17 protein-coding genes are annotated in these 17443 nt (G+C 42.1%); 11 read left to right on the plus strand and 6 right to left on the minus strand.

The features are described from left to right. Positions 1–50: 50 nt before the first annotated feature. From AC4CU2_RS17040 to bamJ (AC4CU2_RS17060), 5 genes are all read left to right on the plus strand, one after another. The gene (locus AC4CU2_RS17040) at positions 51–1127 is read left to right on the plus strand and encodes a polysaccharide biosynthesis/export family protein (RefSeq protein ID WP_490769254.1); all 1077 of its coding nucleotides are present in this window, start codon (positions 51–53) and stop codon (positions 1125–1127) included. Further along, a complete protein-coding gene (locus tag AC4CU2_RS17045) occupies positions 1127–1555 on the plus strand; it encodes a low molecular weight protein-tyrosine-phosphatase (RefSeq protein ID WP_180190482.1) in 429 nt (142 codons plus the stop codon). The genes AC4CU2_RS17040 and AC4CU2_RS17045 overlap by 1 nt, the downstream gene beginning before the upstream one ends. Positions 1556–1571: 16 nt before the next feature. After that, on the plus strand, positions 1572–3758 hold the full coding sequence (locus AC4CU2_RS17050) for a polysaccharide biosynthesis tyrosine autokinase (RefSeq protein ID WP_490769168.1): 2187 nt from the start codon (positions 1572–1574) through the stop codon (positions 3756–3758). A 213-nt stretch (positions 3759–3971) separates the two neighbouring features. Then, entirely contained in the window at positions 3972–4676 is a 705-nt protein-coding gene (bamJ, locus tag AC4CU2_RS17055; RefSeq protein WP_058952446.1) for a BamJ family beta-barrel-assembly machinery protein, read from the plus strand. 54 nt (positions 4677–4730) lie between these two features. Beyond that, positions 4731–5423, plus strand: coding sequence for a BamJ family beta-barrel-assembly machinery protein (bamJ, locus tag AC4CU2_RS17060; RefSeq protein WP_005401609.1), 693 nt, complete (start codon positions 4731–4733; stop codon positions 5421–5423). Between the two features lie 69 nt (positions 5424–5492). On the opposite strand, the gene AC4CU2_RS17065 is transcribed toward bamJ (AC4CU2_RS17060), so the two are convergent. The 4 genes from AC4CU2_RS17065 to ampD all read right to left on the minus strand — a co-directional run bounded on the left by AC4CU2_RS17065 (position 5493) and on the right by ampD (position 9906). Next, positions 5493–6730, minus strand: a protein-coding gene (locus AC4CU2_RS17065) for an IS3 family transposase (protein ID WP_490769169.1) whose coding sequence is annotated in 2 segments (ribosomal slippage) — positions 5493–6394 and positions 6394–6730 — 1239 coding nt in all. Because the reading frame shifts where the segments join, the coding sequence is not laid out codon by codon here. A 188-nt stretch (positions 6731–6918) separates the two neighbouring features. Next, on the minus strand, positions 6919–7620 hold the full coding sequence (locus AC4CU2_RS17070; RefSeq protein WP_005005861.1) for an IS1 family transposase: 702 nt from the start codon (positions 7618–7620) through the stop codon (positions 6919–6921). Between the two features lie 79 nt (positions 7621–7699). After that, positions 7700–9256 (minus strand): murein biosynthesis integral membrane protein MurJ, encoded by a 1557-nt coding sequence (murJ, locus tag AC4CU2_RS17075; RefSeq protein WP_490769170.1) that lies wholly within the window; start codon positions 9254–9256, stop codon positions 7700–7702. Positions 9257–9333: 77 nt separating this feature from the next. Then, positions 9334–9906 carry a 1,6-anhydro-N-acetylmuramyl-L-alanine amidase AmpD gene (gene ampD, locus AC4CU2_RS17080; RefSeq protein ID WP_490769171.1) on the minus strand — a complete coding sequence of 191 codons (573 nt, stop codon included), beginning with the start codon at positions 9904–9906 and terminating at the stop codon, positions 9334–9336. 183 nt (positions 9907–10089) lie between these two features. Here ampD and nadC point away from each other — a divergent pair, with 183 nt between their 5' ends. Next, positions 10090–10935 (plus strand): carboxylating nicotinate-nucleotide diphosphorylase, encoded by an 846-nt coding sequence (gene nadC, locus AC4CU2_RS17085; protein WP_125274541.1) that lies wholly within the window; start codon positions 10090–10092, stop codon positions 10933–10935. A 73-nt stretch (positions 10936–11008) separates the two neighbouring features. On the opposite strand, the gene rph is transcribed toward nadC, so the two are convergent. After that, positions 11009–11725, minus strand: a complete 717-nt coding sequence (gene rph, locus AC4CU2_RS17090; RefSeq protein WP_004684198.1) for a ribonuclease PH — start codon at positions 11723–11725, stop codon at positions 11009–11011. A gap of 161 nt (positions 11726–11886) precedes the next feature. Here rph and AC4CU2_RS17095 point away from each other — a divergent pair, with 161 nt between their 5' ends. Next, complete coding sequence (locus AC4CU2_RS17095; protein ID WP_125274542.1) at positions 11887–12564, plus strand: TetR family transcriptional regulator; 678 nt, start codon at positions 11887–11889, stop codon at positions 12562–12564. 108 nt (positions 12565–12672) lie between these two features. Then, positions 12673–14307, plus strand: coding sequence for an O-antigen ligase family protein (locus tag AC4CU2_RS17100; protein ID WP_490769172.1), 1635 nt, complete (start codon positions 12673–12675; stop codon positions 14305–14307). Positions 14308–14380: 73 nt separating this feature from the next. Here the strand turns inward: AC4CU2_RS17100 and AC4CU2_RS17105 are convergent, their stop codons facing one another. Next, the gene (locus AC4CU2_RS17105; RefSeq protein WP_004684194.1) at positions 14381–14998 is read right to left on the minus strand and encodes a thiol:disulfide interchange protein DsbA/DsbL; all 618 of its coding nucleotides are present in this window, start codon (positions 14996–14998) and stop codon (positions 14381–14383) included. A gap of 180 nt (positions 14999–15178) precedes the next feature. Between AC4CU2_RS17105 and ubiG the strand changes: the two genes are divergently transcribed. Genes ubiG through AC4CU2_RS17120 form a run of 3 tightly spaced genes read left to right on the plus strand, consistent with a single transcriptional unit; the run spans position 15179 to position 17370 of the window. Further along, on the plus strand, positions 15179–15895 hold the full coding sequence (ubiG, locus tag AC4CU2_RS17110; protein ID WP_004684193.1) for a bifunctional 2-polyprenyl-6-hydroxyphenol methylase/3-demethylubiquinol 3-O-methyltransferase UbiG: 717 nt from the start codon (positions 15179–15181) through the stop codon (positions 15893–15895). After that, positions 15892–16587 (plus strand): HAD family hydrolase, encoded by a 696-nt coding sequence (locus AC4CU2_RS17115; RefSeq protein WP_490769173.1) that lies wholly within the window; start codon positions 15892–15894, stop codon positions 16585–16587. The genes ubiG and AC4CU2_RS17115 overlap by 4 nt, the downstream gene beginning before the upstream one ends. A gap of 36 nt (positions 16588–16623) precedes the next feature. Beyond that, complete coding sequence (locus tag AC4CU2_RS17120; protein ID WP_004684190.1) at positions 16624–17370, plus strand: YciK family oxidoreductase; 747 nt, start codon at positions 16624–16626, stop codon at positions 17368–17370. The last annotated feature ends 73 nt before the right edge of the window (positions 17371–17443 follow it).

Raw genomic sequence — 17443 nt, forward strand, 5'->3', positions numbered from 1 at the left:
ATTTTATAAATAGGATTTGTATTCGAGTGAGTTACTATCGTTATAGCTGTATGTTAGCTTTGAGTCTAAGTATGACGGGTTGTGCCATTACTTCAGGCTTACAAACCTATGACCTTCCTAAAGAAGGTACATTTCAGACTGATTTAGGCTCGACAGTCAATGTCATTAAACTAACTCAAGAAAATTTATTAGCTGTTCAACCCGCTCAAATTAATCAACAAAATTATGCTCACCTTTTTAATCAGCAGCAAAAAAATTATCGTTTAAGTTCTGGTGATATTTTATCCATTTACTTATGGGCTTATCCTGAAATCACCCCACCGACCAATACGATTAATAATGAAGAAGCCATCAAGTCGAATGGCTATCAAATTGATCAAAGCGGTTATATTCAATTTCCGATTATTGGTCGCTATAAAGCAGCAGGTAAATCACTCACTCAAGTCAATCAGGAATTGCGCAGTCAACTCTCGCGTTACTTAAAAACACCCGATGTGATCGTTCGTGTACTTTCCTACCAAGGTCAACGTTATTCTGTGCAAGGTAACGTGATGAAAGGCGGCCAATTCAATCTTACTGACCAACCTACCAGTGTGTATACCGCTTTAGGTATGGCGGGCGGAGTAAATAGCCAATTTGGTGACAATGCCTCTTTAACCTTGGTCAGAAATGGTCAAAGTTATGTACTGAATAGTATTGAACTAGAAAAGGCTGGCTATTCTTTACATAATCTACTCATTCAACCGAATGATACGATTTATGTCAATTCACGCGAAAATCAAAAAATTTATGTCATGGGAGAATCTGGCAAGAACCAGTCTTTACCAATGCGTGAACAAGGGATGAGCTTAAGTGATGTACTTGGTGAAAGTTTAGGGATCAACTCGCTTTCAGCCAGCCGTGGTAAAATTTATGTTGTTCGTAGTGATATGAACAGCCCGATGACCGAAATCTATCATTTAGATTTAACTAGTATTGGCGATTTTGGCTTAGCCAATCAATTTAAAATGCGCAGCAATGATATTGTCTATGTAGATGCATCCGGTTTAGCACGCTGGCAGCGTGTAATCAATCAAGTTATTCCTTTCTCAAATATCATCTATAACTTGGACAGATTGGGCCAATAATGTTATTTAAAAATATTTTGGTGGTCTGTGTAGGTAATATTTGCCGAAGCCCTATGGCGGAGTATCTCCTAAAAAAAGATCATCCCGACCTGAATATTTATTCAGCTGGAATCTCAGGTATGATTGGGCATGCAGCAGATGAAAAAGCTCAATACTGTATGCAAAAAATTGGCATCGATATGAGTGGACATATTGCCCAAAAATTAAATGCTGAACTGATCAAAAAATCAGATTTAATTTTGGTCATGAGTTCAAATCAACAAAAGCATATTGAACAGACTTGGCCCTTTGCCAAAGGAAAAACATTTCGCCTTGGGCATTGGCAGGGTAAAAATGTTCCCGATCCATACCAGCATGATCAGGCCTTTTTTGACCAAACTTCACAATTGATCCAGTCTTGCGTTGCGGATTGGACTAAACATATTTAACTTTTGATGTACGATTATGAGCCAAAATACCAATACAGAAGATACAATTGATTTAAAAGAATTATTTTTCTCTCTGATTGCACAATGGAAGTTAATTGCTTTATGTGTAATTTTAAGTCTCGTCTGCGCCCTACTTTATTTAAGAACTACAGCTGATACCTACGCAGTAAATGCACTGGTACAGGTTGAGGAAAGTAAAGGAACTTCAGCAGCACTCTTGGGTGATCTATCAAGCATGATTGATCAAAAGCAACCGGCTCAAGCAGAAATTGAAATTTTAAAATCACGCTTAGTTCTAGGTACTGTGATTCAAAATTTGCATCTTGATCTTAAAGTTTCGGGTACAGAGAATTCATTTATTGATCGCCTATTTTCTCCACATGACTATGTGACTGAATATAAAAATAAATCAGTAACTTTTAAAGACAATGAAAAAAGTTTTGAAGTCCGTCAATTTAATGTGCCTAACGTATATCGTGATAAAGACCTCAGTTTAAGCTTTGAAGATAATCTCATTACACTGATAGATACCGAAACTGAAGAAAAAATTCTGACTGCGAAGCTCAATCAAGCGAATTCATTACGCACCACTGATGGATCGTGGGATATTTCGATTTTTACCCGCGACAAGTTAAAAGATTACTACCTAATTCAAAAGCAATCTTTACCTGCTGCAGTTGATAATATTTTAGAGAATTTTTCGGTTGCTGAAAAAGGGAAAATGACCGGTGTCCTTGGATTAAATTATCAGGGTCAAGATAAAGAACATATTACCCAAGTACTCAATTCAATTTTAGCAGCCTATAGCCAACAAAATATTGAACGCCGTTCGGCTGAAAGTGCACAGACCTTAAAGTTCTTGGATGAGCAACTACCTGAACTAAAACAACAACTGGATGTTGCGGAACGCGAATTTAACAAATTCCGCCAACAATTTAATACAGTCGATGTGACCAAAGAATCTGAGTTATATTTAACCCAAAGTATTACTTTGGAAACCCAAAAATCGCAGTTAGAGCAACAAGTGGCTGAAGCTGCGGCCAAGTACACCAACGAACACCCTGTGATGCAGCAAATGAATGCTCAATTGGGTGCGATTAACAAACGCATTGCAGAGTTAGATGGCACGCTCAAACGCTTGCCAGAATTACAACGCCAATATTTACAACTGTTCCGTGAAGTAGAAGTCAAACAACAGCTGTATACAGGCTTGCTTAACTCTTACCAACAACTGCGGATTGCCAAAGCAGGTGAAATTGGCAATGTGCGTATTGTCGATACTGCGGTAGAACCGGTTGAGCCAATTAAACCAAAGAAATTACTAATTCTGATTTTGTCCGTTTTCTTGGGTGGTTTTCTGGGTACATTGTTGGCCTTACTGCGTAATATGTTGCGCTCTGGTATTAAAGATTCCACTCAAATTGAAAATGAATTGGATCTGCCAGTGTATGCAACGGTTCCTCGCTCTCCCGTACAGGAAAGCCGTATCAAGATTCTGAAAAAGAAAAAGAATATTCCTATTTTGGCTGTGAAGAATAGTGATGATATTGCCATCGAAAGCTTAAGAAGTATGCGTACAGCCATTCATTTCGCTCTAAGCTCTGCTCGAAATAATCTGATTACGATTTCAGGGCCTGCGCCAGAAGTTGGGAAATCCTTTATTTCAACAAATTTAGCCACAATTTTGGCGCAAAGCGATAAACGCGTATTAATCATCGATGCTGATTTACGTCGTGGTTATTTACATAAATACTTTAACTATGACGTACAACCAGGCTTAACAGAGTTCTTGAACAGTGAACAAACACTCGATGCCGTGATTCGTACGACCGAAGTGCCAGGCTTGAGCATTATTTCTCGTGGTAAGAGTCCAGCGAACCCCTCTGAACTTTTAAGCTCTGCGCAATTTAAAACGTTATTAGAACAGCTGTCGGATAAGTTTGATCATGTGATTATTGATACTCCGCCTGTCTTAGCCGTGACGGATGGCATCATTATTTCTCAATACACAGGTGTTAACTTAGTAATTGCCCGTTATGCGAAAACACAAATGAAAGAGTTGGAATTGACCCTGAATCGCTTCGAACAAGCCGGTGTGAAAGTGAATGGATTCATTCTAAACGACATTCAACGTTCAAGTGCAGGCTATGGCTATGGCTATAACTATGCTTATGCCTATAAAGCCAATAAAGAATCAGACTAAATACATCCTCTAACCGATAAAAAGCCAGAACTTGATTTCTGGCTTTTTATTTTGTATGACAAACGTTTATATATTCAAATCCTTATAGTTTTTTTAAGGGCTTCGGCATATATTAATTTGAAAATGTACTGGTGGTACAAAACACGTCATTCATGAAGTCTGCTAAGATGCTAAAAAACTTTTTGAATGTAATAGAATTAGGAAAAATTTCACATGAGTAAAGCCTTACCCATTGCTGTAGCTGTTATTCTAGGCGGTGCTGCACTTGTTCCCGTTTATTATGCATCTCAACACCCAGCTTCAGCCGAAGCCCAAGTTTCAAAAAATGCATCTGCCGTAGAAAAAATTAGCTATGCACTGGGTTATGAGGTTGCTCATCAAACTCCACCAGAACTCGATATTAACAGTTTTGTAACCGGTGTCCGTGCAGGTCATGCCCGTAGCCAACCCGCCTATAGCGAAGAAGAATTAAAACAAGCCTATGAGCAGTTCCAACAAGAAATGCAGCAAAAACAGGCCAATGATGCGAAGCAAGCACAAACAACCAGTGACAGCTTCTTAACTGAAAATGCGAAAAAACCTGGGGTGAAAACCACAGCGTCAGGCTTACAGTACAAAATTACGCAAGAAGGCACAGGCAAGCAACCCACTGCCAGCTCTGTCGTGACCGTGCATTACAAAGGCCAACTGGTCGATGGTAAAGTCTTTGATAGTTCACTTGAACGTGGCGAACCGATTGAGTTCCCTTTAAACCAAGTGATTCCAGGGTGGACGGAAGGTCTACAACTCATGAAAGAAGGTGGGAAAGCGACACTCTACATTCCTTCGAACTTAGGTTACGGCCCACAAGGTGTACCTGGCATGATCCCAGCCAACAGCACGCTTATTTTTGATGTTGAACTGATCAAAGTAAAATAAGACCAGTCAATCAAAGGAGAGCTTTTGCTCTCCTCTTTTTATTGAGAATACGATATGAAAATTCAAACAACATTACTCTGCGGCTTGTTACTTTCTACACCTGTTTTTGCAGCGCCGATTAACAATAAAAGCAGCATCAACCAACAAGTCGGTTATAGCTTTGGCTATCTCATGGGTCGTAGCAATGCCGAATCAATTCAAGATCTCGATCTCGATGCTTTTGTGCAAGGGTTACGTGAAGCATCTAAAGGCCAAGCTGCGTCATTAAGTGATGAAGACATGGCGCGTGTATTGACCCAATATAAACGCCAAGCCGAGGCAAAACAGTTATTAGAAGTGAAACAACTGGCAGATAAAAATGCCAAAATTGGTGCAGCCTTTTTAGCTGAAAATGCGAAAAAAGCAGATGTAAAAACTACGGCTTCAGGCTTGCAGTATATGGTTTTACAACAAGGCCAAGGCAAGTCACCTAAGGCCAACAGCAAAGTCAAAGTTCACTATGAAGGGCGTCTGATTGATCAAACTGTTTTTGACAGCTCGATTGCACGTCAACAGCCTGCGGAGTTTCAAGTCAGCCAAGTGATTCAAGGTTGGACTGAAGGCTTACAGCTAATGAAAGAAGGCGCAAAATATCGCTTCTTTATTCCCGCTAAACTGGGCTATGGCCAAATTGGTTCAGGTGATGTGATTGAACCGAATAGCACCTTGATTTTTGATGTGGAACTGATTGAAGTGTTGCCAAAATAAGGTAGCAATGCAAAGGTAATGCTATGTCTTGTCCTGAAATAGATTGACAGTATTCCACTTCAAACCGAGTTAAGCAATTAGCTCGGTTTTAGTTTGCTCATACGTCTGATTCGGGGTGTTCATATTTAAACTTAAATGTGGTCTATAGCAATTATAAATCATGATAGATTCCGCAATTAAGTGATCTAACTCCTTCATGGTTTGACATCGTGTAGTTAAAAACTCCTGCTTTAATATTCCATTAATCCGCTCTGCTAATGCATTTTGATATGAGAAACACTGTTTCGCAAGGTATCCATCTGTCATGGAAGGACATATCCCATAATGGCGTAATGCCGATTGATATAGCTCAGAGCAATACTGTGAGCCTCTGTCCGAATGATGAATCATCCTTGTCGCTCGATCCGTCACATGCTGCATCGCCATATGTAGAGCCTGCACAACATTCTCCGCACGCATATCATTCGATAACTTATAACCTTTAATCTGGCGGGTATAAGCATCTGTCACTAAGGATAAATAATGTACGCCTTCAGCACTCTCAACATAGGTAATATCACTGACAAAGACTTCGTTGGCTTGCACTGCTGAATAATCCTTTAATAAATTTGGATGCTTCTTCATCCAATGCTTGCTATCCGTAGTTTTTGTATAGCGACGCTTGGGGCGAATCAATAAATTATGCTCTTTCAATATTTTAAATAACTGATCCCGTCCACACTTTAAACCACGCTGCAACAATTTGCCTTTAATAAGCCAATACAACTTACGTGTTCCGATACTTGGCATGAGACAACGATATTCCATAACCAACTCAAGTATTTGTTCAGTTGCTTGTGCAGTCATTTGAGCACGTTTTTCTGCTTGATAATAAGCTTGTCGGGTGATTCCCAACCACTGACAATAACGTGAAACGCTTAGTCCTCTTTGGCTTTGCCAATCTTTGAAACGTGCTCGGTATACTTTTTTCCAAGATCAGTCCCACATTCTTTATCAATGTGATAAATCACATCCTGTATAAATTCAGTTTTGAGCTTTTCTGCGGCTAACTGCTTTTCTAATTGGCGGATTCGTTGTTGGGGTGTTAATTGGCGTTTAGAAGAAGTCGGCATATTCGAAGTCCAGTCCTGTTGTCCGTGCTTGCGTAACCATACAAGCACAGTTGATCTTCCTTGAATACCATATTTTGCCTGAGCTTGTTTATAAGTAATTTGCCCTTTTTCTACTTCATGTACCACCATCATTTTAAAGGCAAAGCTATAATCACCTTGTGTACGTTTAACTCGTTGTTCTCGTGCATGTTCCATAAAATAAGTCTCTTAAGGTGTAAACTTATTTCAGGACGGGACACTATATACAAAATAAAAAGCCTGATCTTCGTGATCAGGCTTTTTATTAATTTCAATCTATTCTTAAATCAAGCCATGCTTTTTTAAGCTACGCGCTTCGCTTGCAGTATAAAATAAAGGGTGGTGTTTTAAAAAGTATGCTGACATTAAATGAAGCCATTATTGATGTAAAAGAAGGTTAAGTCGAAGGCTTTAAAATGGTTTTCAAGCTTTTTGGAGAAATTGCAACTTCTTCTAAAACCACGCCTTATTCGATGCCTTATTTTGCAATTATTACCTTCAATTCCTACAGTAAACAACTTACCAATACTTTGCTTGCAGTTTTTAAAAGCAGTGATGAAACTGTCCCAATGATCACTTGCAATTCGGGTGTAGTGAATACCTAATTGTTTAAGCTTTGTCTTCAACCTTTGGACTGTGGCTAAATCTCTCTTACCCCAAACATAAGCAACAATCTCACCTGTTTCTCGATGGTAGGCGTAAATAAGCCATTGTTTATTATTTTTATTTCCAACAAAAGTCCAGAATTCATCTACTTCGAGAGATTCATAATGACTTTGTTTAGGCTGAATTTGATAGGCCGATTCAGTTAAAGTCCGTAAGACTTTACCGATACTAATGCGCTCAACTTCAGCGATATCTCGTATACCGCTGCCTCTGACCATTAACTGTAATATTTTACGAGTAATGCCAGAATTACATCCTAGATAGCTCAGAGCATGGTCACCAATAAACTGACGTTTGCAGTCTTTGCATTGGTAGTTTTGTTTCCCATCTACTTTGATGCCATTTTTCTTTATACTGTCACTGAGGCAGGTTGGACATTTGATTTCTAGAGTTATTTGCATTTCTCTATTTTATCAAAATTCAACCTGCTTTTTTTTAGCATACTTTTTGATACACCACCAAATAAAGTACTGCTTTGTTTTATGCTTCATGTTTGAGATGGCGTGGTCTAAACCCAGTAAAGAGCAAACCAACCGCATAAGCCACGACACCCACCACACACAATCCGAGCACTTCTGCAACACGGATCCATTGTGAAACATCACCATTATACCAAGTCAATGCATACCACAATGCCGCAATCATCACGGCGTTAGAAATACCAAACTGGATAAACAGTTTTTTCCAGTGTGCACCAAAACGGAAAATATCGCGCTTGTGTAGATAGAAATACAACATCCCCGCATTCACCAGAGCAGAGCCCGAAGAAGCTAAAGCCAAAGCCATATGCTCTGCCTGCCAGTCAATCAATTTAAAGAAGCCAATAAACACCACGTTTAAAATCGCATTTGCGGCAACGGCCATTAAACCGACACGAACTGGTGTTTTGGTGTCTTGCTGCGCATAAAATCCAGGTGCAAAGACTTTAATCAACATAAATGAAATCACCCCAGCACTCATACATTGCAGCGCCAAAGCCGTCATTTGCGTATCTTCAATGGTGAATTGACCGCGTTGGAACAGGGCCTGAATAATGGGGGTCGATAACATAAACAACGCGATACTCGCTGGCACCCCCACCAAAACAATGACCTTCGCAGCCCAATCCATCATGCCACGAAACTTCGACATATCCTGCTCTGCATGACGGGTCGACAATGCGGGTAAAATCACCGTACCAATCGCTACCCCAATCAAGCCCAAAGGTAATTCAGTCATACGTTCCGCACTGTACAACCATGACACTGAACCGTCTTGCATAAACGAAGCCCAAATGGTGTTCAGGAGTAAGTTGATTTGCGTGACAGAAACACCAAATAGCGCAGGCAGCATCAATTTCATGATGCGATCCACCCCTTCATGTTTAAAATCAACTTTCGGCGGAATCAGTAACTTTTTATGCCAAAGTTCAGGAATTTGGATCGCCAGTTGCAATACACCCGCAGCAATCACCGCCCAACCGAGTGCCATAATCGGTTCTGCCATATACGGCGTCAGCCACCATGCCCCCGCAATCATCGCAACATTCAGCAATACTGGTGAAAAGGCGGGCGAAGCAAAGGAACCATAACTATTTAAAATACTGCTGGCAAATGCCGTCAACGACATAAACAATAAATAAGGAATGGTGAGGCGGAACATTGAAACCGCGAGGTCGAACTTCTCTGGATCGGCATGGAAGCCTGGTGCATAGATGTAAAGCACCGCTGGAGCGGCGACCATAGCGAGGAAGGTTAAAGCCGTCATAACGGTCATCAAACAACCAAAGACTCGGCTAATCAGAATTTGAACTTCCGCATGGGTACGCCCAGTTTTATATTCGGTCAGGACTGGAATAAACGCCTGTGAGAATGCTCCTTCAGCAAATAGCCGACGGAAGAAGTTCGGGATACGAAAGGCCACCACAAAGGTATCGAAATCTTTCCCCGCACCAAAGACATTCAGTAAGACAATGTCTCGTACCAAACCCAAGACCCGAGAAAGCATGGTCATTGCACTTACAATTACGGTTGACCGCCACAGCGCCATCGTATCCACCTAGTTTTTCATTTGCCGCTATTGTAATGAAACTTCAGCGAATATTTGATTGTTTAATGTTGTTGTTGACTCTCAATTCATTGACTTTTTAACTGCTGCAAACGATTTCGATAGTCTAACCAATCAAAAAATGTGCCTGGGTCGGTCTTACGTCCTGGCGCAATATCGGAATGTCCTGCCAAATGCTGTTGAATTTGAGGATAGGCCTGTTGTAAACAAGCCGTCACGTGTACCAATGTTTCATATTGGGCATCTTCAAAAGGCAAGTCATCACTGCCCTCAAGCTCAATGCCAATCGAATAATCATTACACTCTTTCTTGGCCAAATAGCTTGAACGCCCTGCATGCCATGCACGGTCGTTAAAATTGACAAATTGTAAGACTTCACCACTTCTTAAAATCAGTAAATGCGCTGAAACTTGCATGCCTTGAATGGTTTGAAAATACGGATGTACTGACCAATCCAATTGATTTTGAAAAAATTGTTCAATATAACCGCCACCAATCTGTGAGGGAGGCAAACTGATATTATGGATGACAATCAGTTGAATCTCAGTATCAGCAGGACGTGCATTAAAATTAGGCGATGGAATTTGTCTCGCTCCTAGCAGTTGCCCTGCGTGCACTTGAAACGACGGAATGACCTGCATATTTTTATTCCTCAAACCCATTGCGCCCTTTGGGCAATCTTTTTAATGTCTCTCATGCTAAATCTTTCCCCGTCATTTCTCAAATTGATCAGCGTTTGATTCTGAAATTTTCACGCCTTTTTCAGGAAAAATGCTAATATATTGCACAATTTTCATGGCTTCTATAAAGATACGGACAATCGGATGAGCATATCGCAGCAACTGCTTGAACAATCTATTCAACTGAATATTCAACAGGCATTACAAGAAGACATCGGTGATGGTGACATTACGGCACTTTTGACACCTGAAGATGAACAAGCGACTGCGACCATTATTAGCCGTGAAGACATGATTCTTGCAGGTCAACCTTGGGTCAATGCATTAATTGCAGCTTTTGATCCAAGTGTACAAATCACCTGGCTAAAAAACGATGGCGATCTGGTTCTTGCCAATGACACCATTTTCAAACTGGCGGGTTCAGCACGCAGCTTACTTACGATTGAACGCCCTGCACTCAACTTTGTACAAACACTATCTGCTGTAGCAACCAAAACGGCGGAATATGTCAAACAACTGGATGGCTTAAACACCAAGTTGCTGGATACCCGTAAAACCCTGCCGGGTCTGCGTATTGCCCAAAAATATGCTGTCGCGGTCGGCGGCGGTCAAAACCATCGTTTAGGTTTATTCGATGCTTTTTTAATTAAAGAAAATCACATCATGGCGGCAGGCGGCATTGCTCAAGCTATTGCCAAAGCGCATCAAATTGCCCCAGGCAAACCTGTCGAAGTCGAAGTTGAAACCTGGGCGGAATTAGACCAAGCATTGGAAGCCCAAGCGGAAATCGTGATGTTAGACAACTTTAGCCAGCAACAAATGATTGATGCGGTCAAGCATGTTGCAGGACGGTGTAAATTGGAAGCGTCAGGGAATATCACCATTGCCAACTTGCGCGAAGTCGCAAGCACAGGCGTGGATTATATTTCGATGGGTGTATTGACCAAAGATGTCAAAGCAGTTGACCTTTCTATGCGTTTTAATGCTTAATTCCAATATTTCGCATTCAAACGACACACAATAAAAAACGCACTCTCAAGTGCGTTTTTTATTGGGTTAAAACTTACCAGCCCAGTGCTTGCTGTTGTTTTTTCACCAATTCTTGAATGCCCTTTTCTGCCATTTCTAACATGGCATTGCACTGTACACGGGTAAATGGTTTATCTTCTGCCGTGCCTTGAATTTCAATAAATTCACCAGCTTGGGTCATCACCACGTTTAAATCCGTTTGGCAGTTTGAGTCTTCTTCATAGCACAAGTCTAAAAGTACTTCATCTTGGAAAATACCGACTGAAATTGCAGCCACTAAGCCTTTTAATGGATCTTGCTTAATTTTCTTTTTCTCAAGCAATGTGTTCATCGCATCAATCAGGGCCACGGCAGCACCAGTGATCGCAGCAGTACGTGTACCGCCATCTGCCTGAATCACATCACAGTCGATGGTGATGGTGTTTTCACCGAGTTTTTTTAAATCCACCATGGCACGTAGACTACGGCCAATCAAACGTTGGATTTCTTGCGTACGACCACTTTGCTTACCACGCGCAGCCTCACGGTCACTACGGGTATGCGTCGAACGTGGCAACATGCCATATTCAGCGGTTACCCAGCCCTGACCCTTGCCTTTTAAAAAGCGTGGTACGGAGTTATCAATACTTGCCGTACAAAGAACTTTGGTATGACCAAACTCAACCAATACCGAACCTTCCGCATAACGTGTGTAGTTACGAGTAATGGTGACATCACGTAATTGATCTAATGTTCGTTGGTCGATACGCATAATACGCCCTTCATCTGACTAAATAGGTTGGCGCATAGTATAGCAGAAGCAGATCCAAAGCATTTGTCTGACTGCATTGCATTTGTAATTGATCGCCTGTTTCCCTACCCATCCATATTCTTTGTTAAACTGAAGCTTAAAAGAGGCTGAGGCAATCATCTATGTCGATTCGGGAAGAACGTAAACAACAAAGCCGCCAAGCTTTGCTGAATGCTGCATTACAACTCAGCACCTCCGGACGTTCCTTTGCTCGCATTAGTCTCCGTGAAGTCACTCGCCAAGTGGGTTTAGTACCGACCGCTTTTTATCGCCACTTTAATGATTTGGATGAGTTAGGACTTGAACTGGTCGATCAAGCAGCGCTCCACATCAAAAGCATGTTAACCCAATTGGGGCAAAGCTATGTTTATGGTCCACATGCTACGATTGAGCACAGTTTAGATCTATTTTTTCATGCTGTAGAGCAACATCCTGAACAGTGGATTTTCTTGATTGGAGAACGTTGGGGTGGTTCAACCTTGATCCGTGCTGCCGTTGAGCGAGAAATTGCCTTTTTAATCGATGACTTCGCCCATGAATTAACCCGTATTGAAAGCATGCAACATATTCATGACAGCGAAGACCTCAAAGTATTGGCCAATATTTTAATGGATGCCTCCTTTAACTGGGCCATGCGCTGGATTGGTTTGAGTCGAGATGTAGCTCTCGAGAAACTCCAACAGCAGCAGGCTGCATTTAAACTACAAACCATCGTGCAGATTCAACTCATGTTCCGTGGAATCTCCAATTGGCAACGACCATCTGCTCAAACCAAACACGCCAATCCGACTTTGCATTAAGCCGTTCGCAGACGCAATTTTGGTGTATTACAAAATTTTTAATGCGCTTTACTCAAACTTGGATGCTTTTTCACTATCATAGAGCCAGTTTTTTCATCTGTAGCTCCTATGCGTTTTTTTCTTTTTTTAGCGGCGAGTGTCTGTATTGCCTTGGCATGGCTATTGCCCATTCATTATCGCCCTTGGGTCACCTATACAGGTGAATTGTTTGCATTTTTATCTTTATTTGCACTCTCTGCCGTATTTTTAAAAGAAAAACTCTTGCTCCCGAAAGTGAGTCTGCCGCTATTGCTGTTGAGCCTCGTGCCCTTCATTCAGTACGGTTTTGGCGAGCTGTTCTTTTTCAGCAAAGCGCTGATGTGTGGCTTATATATCTTTGCATTCTGGCTGAGTATGGTTTTAGGTTTTAACCTGAGCCAAAAACCCTTGGAACGTGAGCAATTATTTAGTGGTCTGTGTAGTGTATTTTGGTCGGTCGGTCTGGTAACAGCGCTCATCGCCACTTGCCAATGGCTCAATATTGAACAGTACATTCTTGGCATGACCGCTTTAAAAGGCGATCGTCCTTATGCCAACTTTGCTCAGCCGAACAATATGGCGAGCTTTCTGATTCTGTCCTTACTCGGCACACTTTACCTATTTGAAAAGAAAAAACTCAACTCGATTCTGCTATGCGTCAGTGCCGCATTGATGTTATTTGCAGTGGCACTGAGCCAGTCCCGTACATCATGGGTCGCAAGCATTTGTGTACTACTCTATTTACTCTATCAACAGTACAAGGGTGCGGTTCAACTGAAGTGGTATAGTGCCCTCGCATGGTTTGCGTTGTTCATTGCATTTACTGCGTTTATTCCACAGCTCAATCACCTGTTGGCTCAGCTGTCTAATGTCGAAGTGACCCAAACCCGTGATGCGGTTGCGCGAGCAACGGGCGATATGTCGCGTCTTGCCATTTGGCAACAGATGCTCCATGCCATTGCTGAGCGACCTTGGTTTGGCTATGGTTGGCATCAAACCAGTGTGGCTTACACCCTAATCAGTGATCAGTTCCAAGGCCCCGTTTGGGTGAAAAGTGCGCACAACTTCATTCTCGACTTTATGTTGTGGAATGGATTAGTGATTGCGATTCCATTTTTTGCCTATCTCAGCTATTGGGGCTATCAACTGCAAAAGCATGCGACATCGCTCGAATCTGTGATTGGCCTTCTGATGGTCGGTGCTTTACTGATTCACGGTATGCTCGAATTTCCATTGTTCTATGCCTATTTCTTGCTACCACTCGGGTTAATTCTAGGCATTATTCAATCTCAGCAAAAAGTGAAAACGTGGACTTTACCGAGCTTTGCCATGCCGATCACATTTACTGTCTGTGTGGTCTTGGTCGCACTGATTATTCGTGACTATGAGTTGATGGTACCAAAGCTGAATCAAGCTTCTCGTTATGAACACACCCCTGAAAAGTTCACCAATCAAGATCACATTTTACTGCTGTCGGAGTTTAAACGCCGCATTGAATGGATTCAGTTAAATCCATACAGCAAAGTCAGCCCTGAGCAAATTCGTGACTATGAGGAAATGGTGCTGAACTACCCGATTCCCTATGATTTGATCAAATTTGCCAAACTCTTGGCCTTTAATGGACATGAAGCCGAAGCTCGTCATCAACTATGGCGCTTAAAAACCTTAAGAAAAATTGAGCTGCTTTATGAGGATTTATTGCAGCCTGCATCAGCCGCGCAATAAACATCGTTAACCCATAAGAAAGCCTGCATCAGCAGGCTTTTTTAACTGAATAAGGACTTAAAACAGATTCAGCTTATTTTGCAGCACGTTCTTTTTCAATCAAGTAATCCACGACTTGAGTCACTTTAGCATCTTCACCTTGCACAATATATTTACCATTCACCGTCACAGCGGGTACGCCACTGAGTTGATAACGCTTGGCCAAATCTTGTGCTTGGGCAATTTTTGAAGTAATGGCAAATGATTTATAAGTACTGTTAAATTTCGCTTCTGGAATACCAAACTGAGTATAGAACTTGGCTAAAGCAGGTTGCTCTAGAATCGGTTGATTTTGATCATGAATGGCATGGAATAAAGTCAAGTGGGTCTTTTTACGTACACCCAAGGCCTCAGACACATAATAAGCTCGCGCCGCTTGCTCCCACACTGGATTCATGGCTGCTGGCGTACGCACGAAACGCACATCTTTCGGTAGTTTTTTCAACCAAGTCTGCATATGCGGTTCAAGTTTAAAACAGTGACCACAGCCATACCAAAAGAATTCGCGGACTTCAATTTTTCCTGGCACTTCCACCTGTACAGGTGTTGGTACGACGATATAGTCCTGACCTGCCACAAAATTTGCAGCCAATGCGCTACCGGAAATAGCGAAAACAGCGGTTGCTAAGCCACTCAAAAGGAGTTTTTTCATTGAACTTATTGTCCTCAAAATCATTATGATAAGTTTATGCAAATACTATAAATCAAATATGCCAAATTCGTTTTCATTCTGTGAACTTTTTTCAGGCTTTTATCGCTTTTTCTAGAATAAACGCTACACTAAGCCCTATTGAACGTTTTAAATATCATGACTTAAATTGAGGTGCCGACGATGTCGCAACTGAATGTTGATCCACAAGAAATTGCCAAATTTGAAGCATTTGCTGCCATATGGTGGGATCAGCACTCGGAGTTCCGCCCTTTACATATGATCAACCCACTACGCTTAAACTGGATTGATGAACATGCAGGTGGACTCAATGGGAAAAAAGTTCTTGATGTCGGCTGTGGTGGCGGAATTTTAGCTGAAAGTATGGCACGTCGTGGTGCAGATGTGCTCGGCATTGATATGGGCGAAGCTCCGCTGAATGTGGCACGTTTACATGCAGAACAAGAAGGTGTTGAGCATATTGAATATCGCCAAATTCCAGTGGAGCAGCTCGCAGAAGAACAAGCAGGACAATACGATGTCGTGACCTGCATGGAAATGTTGGAACACGTACCCAATCCAGCCTCAATCATTGAAGCCTGCCATAAACTGGTGAAACCAGGTGGTCATGTATTCTTCTCCACCATTAACCGTAATCCCAAAGCCTACCTGTTTGCTATTATTGGCGCTGAATATGTACTGCGCATGTTAGCCAAAGGCACCCACGATTATCAAAAATTCATTAAGCCCTCAGAACTGGCACATGATATTCGCGGCGCAGGGCTCAAACTGAAAGACATGACGGGTTTACATTACAATCCATTGACCAAACGCTATTGGTTAGCGCCAAATGTCGATGTCAATTACATGGTCTATACCGTAAAAGAAGGTGCTGCATGAAAGCCGTCTTATTCGACCTTGACGGCACACTGATCGACACTGCCGCCGACTTTATTCGCATTATTCAAGACATGTGCCGTGAAAAAGGCGTCGCTGTGGTCGATGCAGACCTGATCCGTAGCCAAGTCTCTGAAGGCGCACGGGCTATGGTGAAATTGGTTTATCCAGAACTGGAAGTCGAAGACCCAATTTTTCTGGCACATCGTCAGCGTTTTTTAGACACCTATGGGGCGGATATTGCGGTAGATACCGACCTATTTACTGGCATGTATCCGCTACTTGAAAAACTTGAAAACCAAGAAATTCCATGGGGCATTGTCACCAATAAACCACGTTGGCTCAGTGAAGCATTATTAGACGCGCTGGATTTGACAAAACGCTGCGCTGTTTTGGTCTGCCCAGAGGATGTCAGCAAAACCAAGCCTGATCCTGAACCAATGTATTTGGCAGCCAAGCACATCGCGATTGCGCCTGAAGACTGTATCTATGTTGGCGATCATCCACGTGACATCGATGCGGGTCGTAATGCGCAGATGTATACCATTTTGGCGGCTTATGGTTATTTACCATTCGCGCACAAAGATGACTTAACAGCGTGGCAAGCAGATTGTATAGTGAAGACTGTGGCTGAATTGGACGATGTTATTCAGTCTCTCGTGAGTCAAACTACACCGTCCAATTCACTGACTTGATCACAATTAAAAAATCAAAATAACGAGGAGGTAATGATGAAATATTCAGAATATCAACCTCGCCCCGATCTGCTCAAAGATCGCATCATCTTAATTACAGGTGCGGGCGATGGTATTGGTCGTGCTGCTGCATTAAGTTATGCCCTACACGGCGCAACTGTGGTGTTGCATGGGCGTACCTTAAATAAGCTCGAAGTCATTTATGATGAAATTGAAGGCTTAGGTGCGCCGCAACCTGCAATTTTACCCTTGCAGCTGTCGAGCGCCTCTCCTCGTGATTATGAATTATTGGTTGACACTTTAGAGCGCCAATTTGGGCGCTTAGATGGCATTTTGCATAATGCGGGCATTTTGGGTGAGCGCACCGAACTGGAAAATTATCCTGTCGATGTCTGGGATGATGTCATGGCCGTCAACTTGCGTGCGCCATTCGTTATGACTCAAGAGCTAATGCCACTTCTGAAAAAATCTGAGCATGCCTCCGTAGTTTTTGCCAGCTCAGGTGTCGGACGTGAAACGCGTGAACGTTGGGGCGCATATTCGGTGTCTAAGATCGCGATTGAAGCGGTCAGCCAACTGTTTGCCAAAGAAAATACCTCACCGAATATCCGCTTTAACTGTATCAATCCAGGGGCGACCCGCACTGCAATGCGTGCAAAAGCCTATCCCAATGAAGATCCAAAAACATTGCCAACGCCTGAAAATATCATGCCTGCCTATCTTTACTTGATGGGCGATGACAGTTTGCATATGAATGGTCAAAGTATTGATGCACAAGACTAAAATGTGTCACTTAAGAGGAAGCTTCGGCTTCCTTTTTTTATGCGTCAAACTGAAGCTTAGTCATCTGCAACAT

The organism is Acinetobacter sp. 797_lipA (genome assembly GCF_058243025.1).

Coding starts and splice junctions, on each gene's coding strand:
- AC4CU2_RS17045 (WP_180190482.1), top strand. CDS start 1,127: ATGTTATTTAAAAATATTTTGGTGGTCTGTGTAGGTAATATTTGCCGA.
- AC4CU2_RS17100 (WP_490769172.1), top strand. CDS start 12,673: ATGCGTTTTTTTCTTTTTTTAGCGGCGAGTGTCTGTATTGCCTTGGCA.
- AC4CU2_RS17040 (WP_490769254.1), top strand. CDS start 51: ATGTTAGCTTTGAGTCTAAGTATGACGGGTTGTGCCATTACTTCAGGC.
- AC4CU2_RS17050 (WP_490769168.1), top strand. CDS start 1,572: ATGAGCCAAAATACCAATACAGAAGATACAATTGATTTAAAAGAATTA.
- AC4CU2_RS17120 (WP_004684190.1), top strand. CDS start 16,624: ATGAAATATTCAGAATATCAACCTCGCCCCGATCTGCTCAAAGATCGC.
- ubiG (WP_004684193.1), top strand. CDS start 15,179: ATGTCGCAACTGAATGTTGATCCACAAGAAATTGCCAAATTTGAAGCA.
- ampD (WP_490769171.1), bottom strand. CDS start 9,906: ATGCAGGTCATTCCGTCGTTTCAAGTGCACGCAGGGCAACTGCTAGGA.
- bamJ (WP_005401609.1), top strand. CDS start 4,731: ATGAAAATTCAAACAACATTACTCTGCGGCTTGTTACTTTCTACACCT.
- AC4CU2_RS17115 (WP_490769173.1), top strand. CDS start 15,892: ATGAAAGCCGTCTTATTCGACCTTGACGGCACACTGATCGACACTGCC.
- rph (WP_004684198.1), bottom strand. CDS start 11,725: ATGCGTATCGACCAACGAACATTAGATCAATTACGTGATGTCACCATT.
- bamJ (WP_058952446.1), top strand. CDS start 3,972: ATGAGTAAAGCCTTACCCATTGCTGTAGCTGTTATTCTAGGCGGTGCT.
- AC4CU2_RS17105 (WP_004684194.1), bottom strand. CDS start 14,998: ATGAAAAAACTCCTTTTGAGTGGCTTAGCAACCGCTGTTTTCGCTATT.
- AC4CU2_RS17095 (WP_125274542.1), top strand. CDS start 11,887: ATGTCGATTCGGGAAGAACGTAAACAACAAAGCCGCCAAGCTTTGCTG.
- AC4CU2_RS17070 (WP_005005861.1), bottom strand. CDS start 7,620: ATGCAAATAACTCTAGAAATCAAATGTCCAACCTGCCTCAGTGACAGT.
- nadC (WP_125274541.1), top strand. CDS start 10,090: ATGAGCATATCGCAGCAACTGCTTGAACAATCTATTCAACTGAATATT.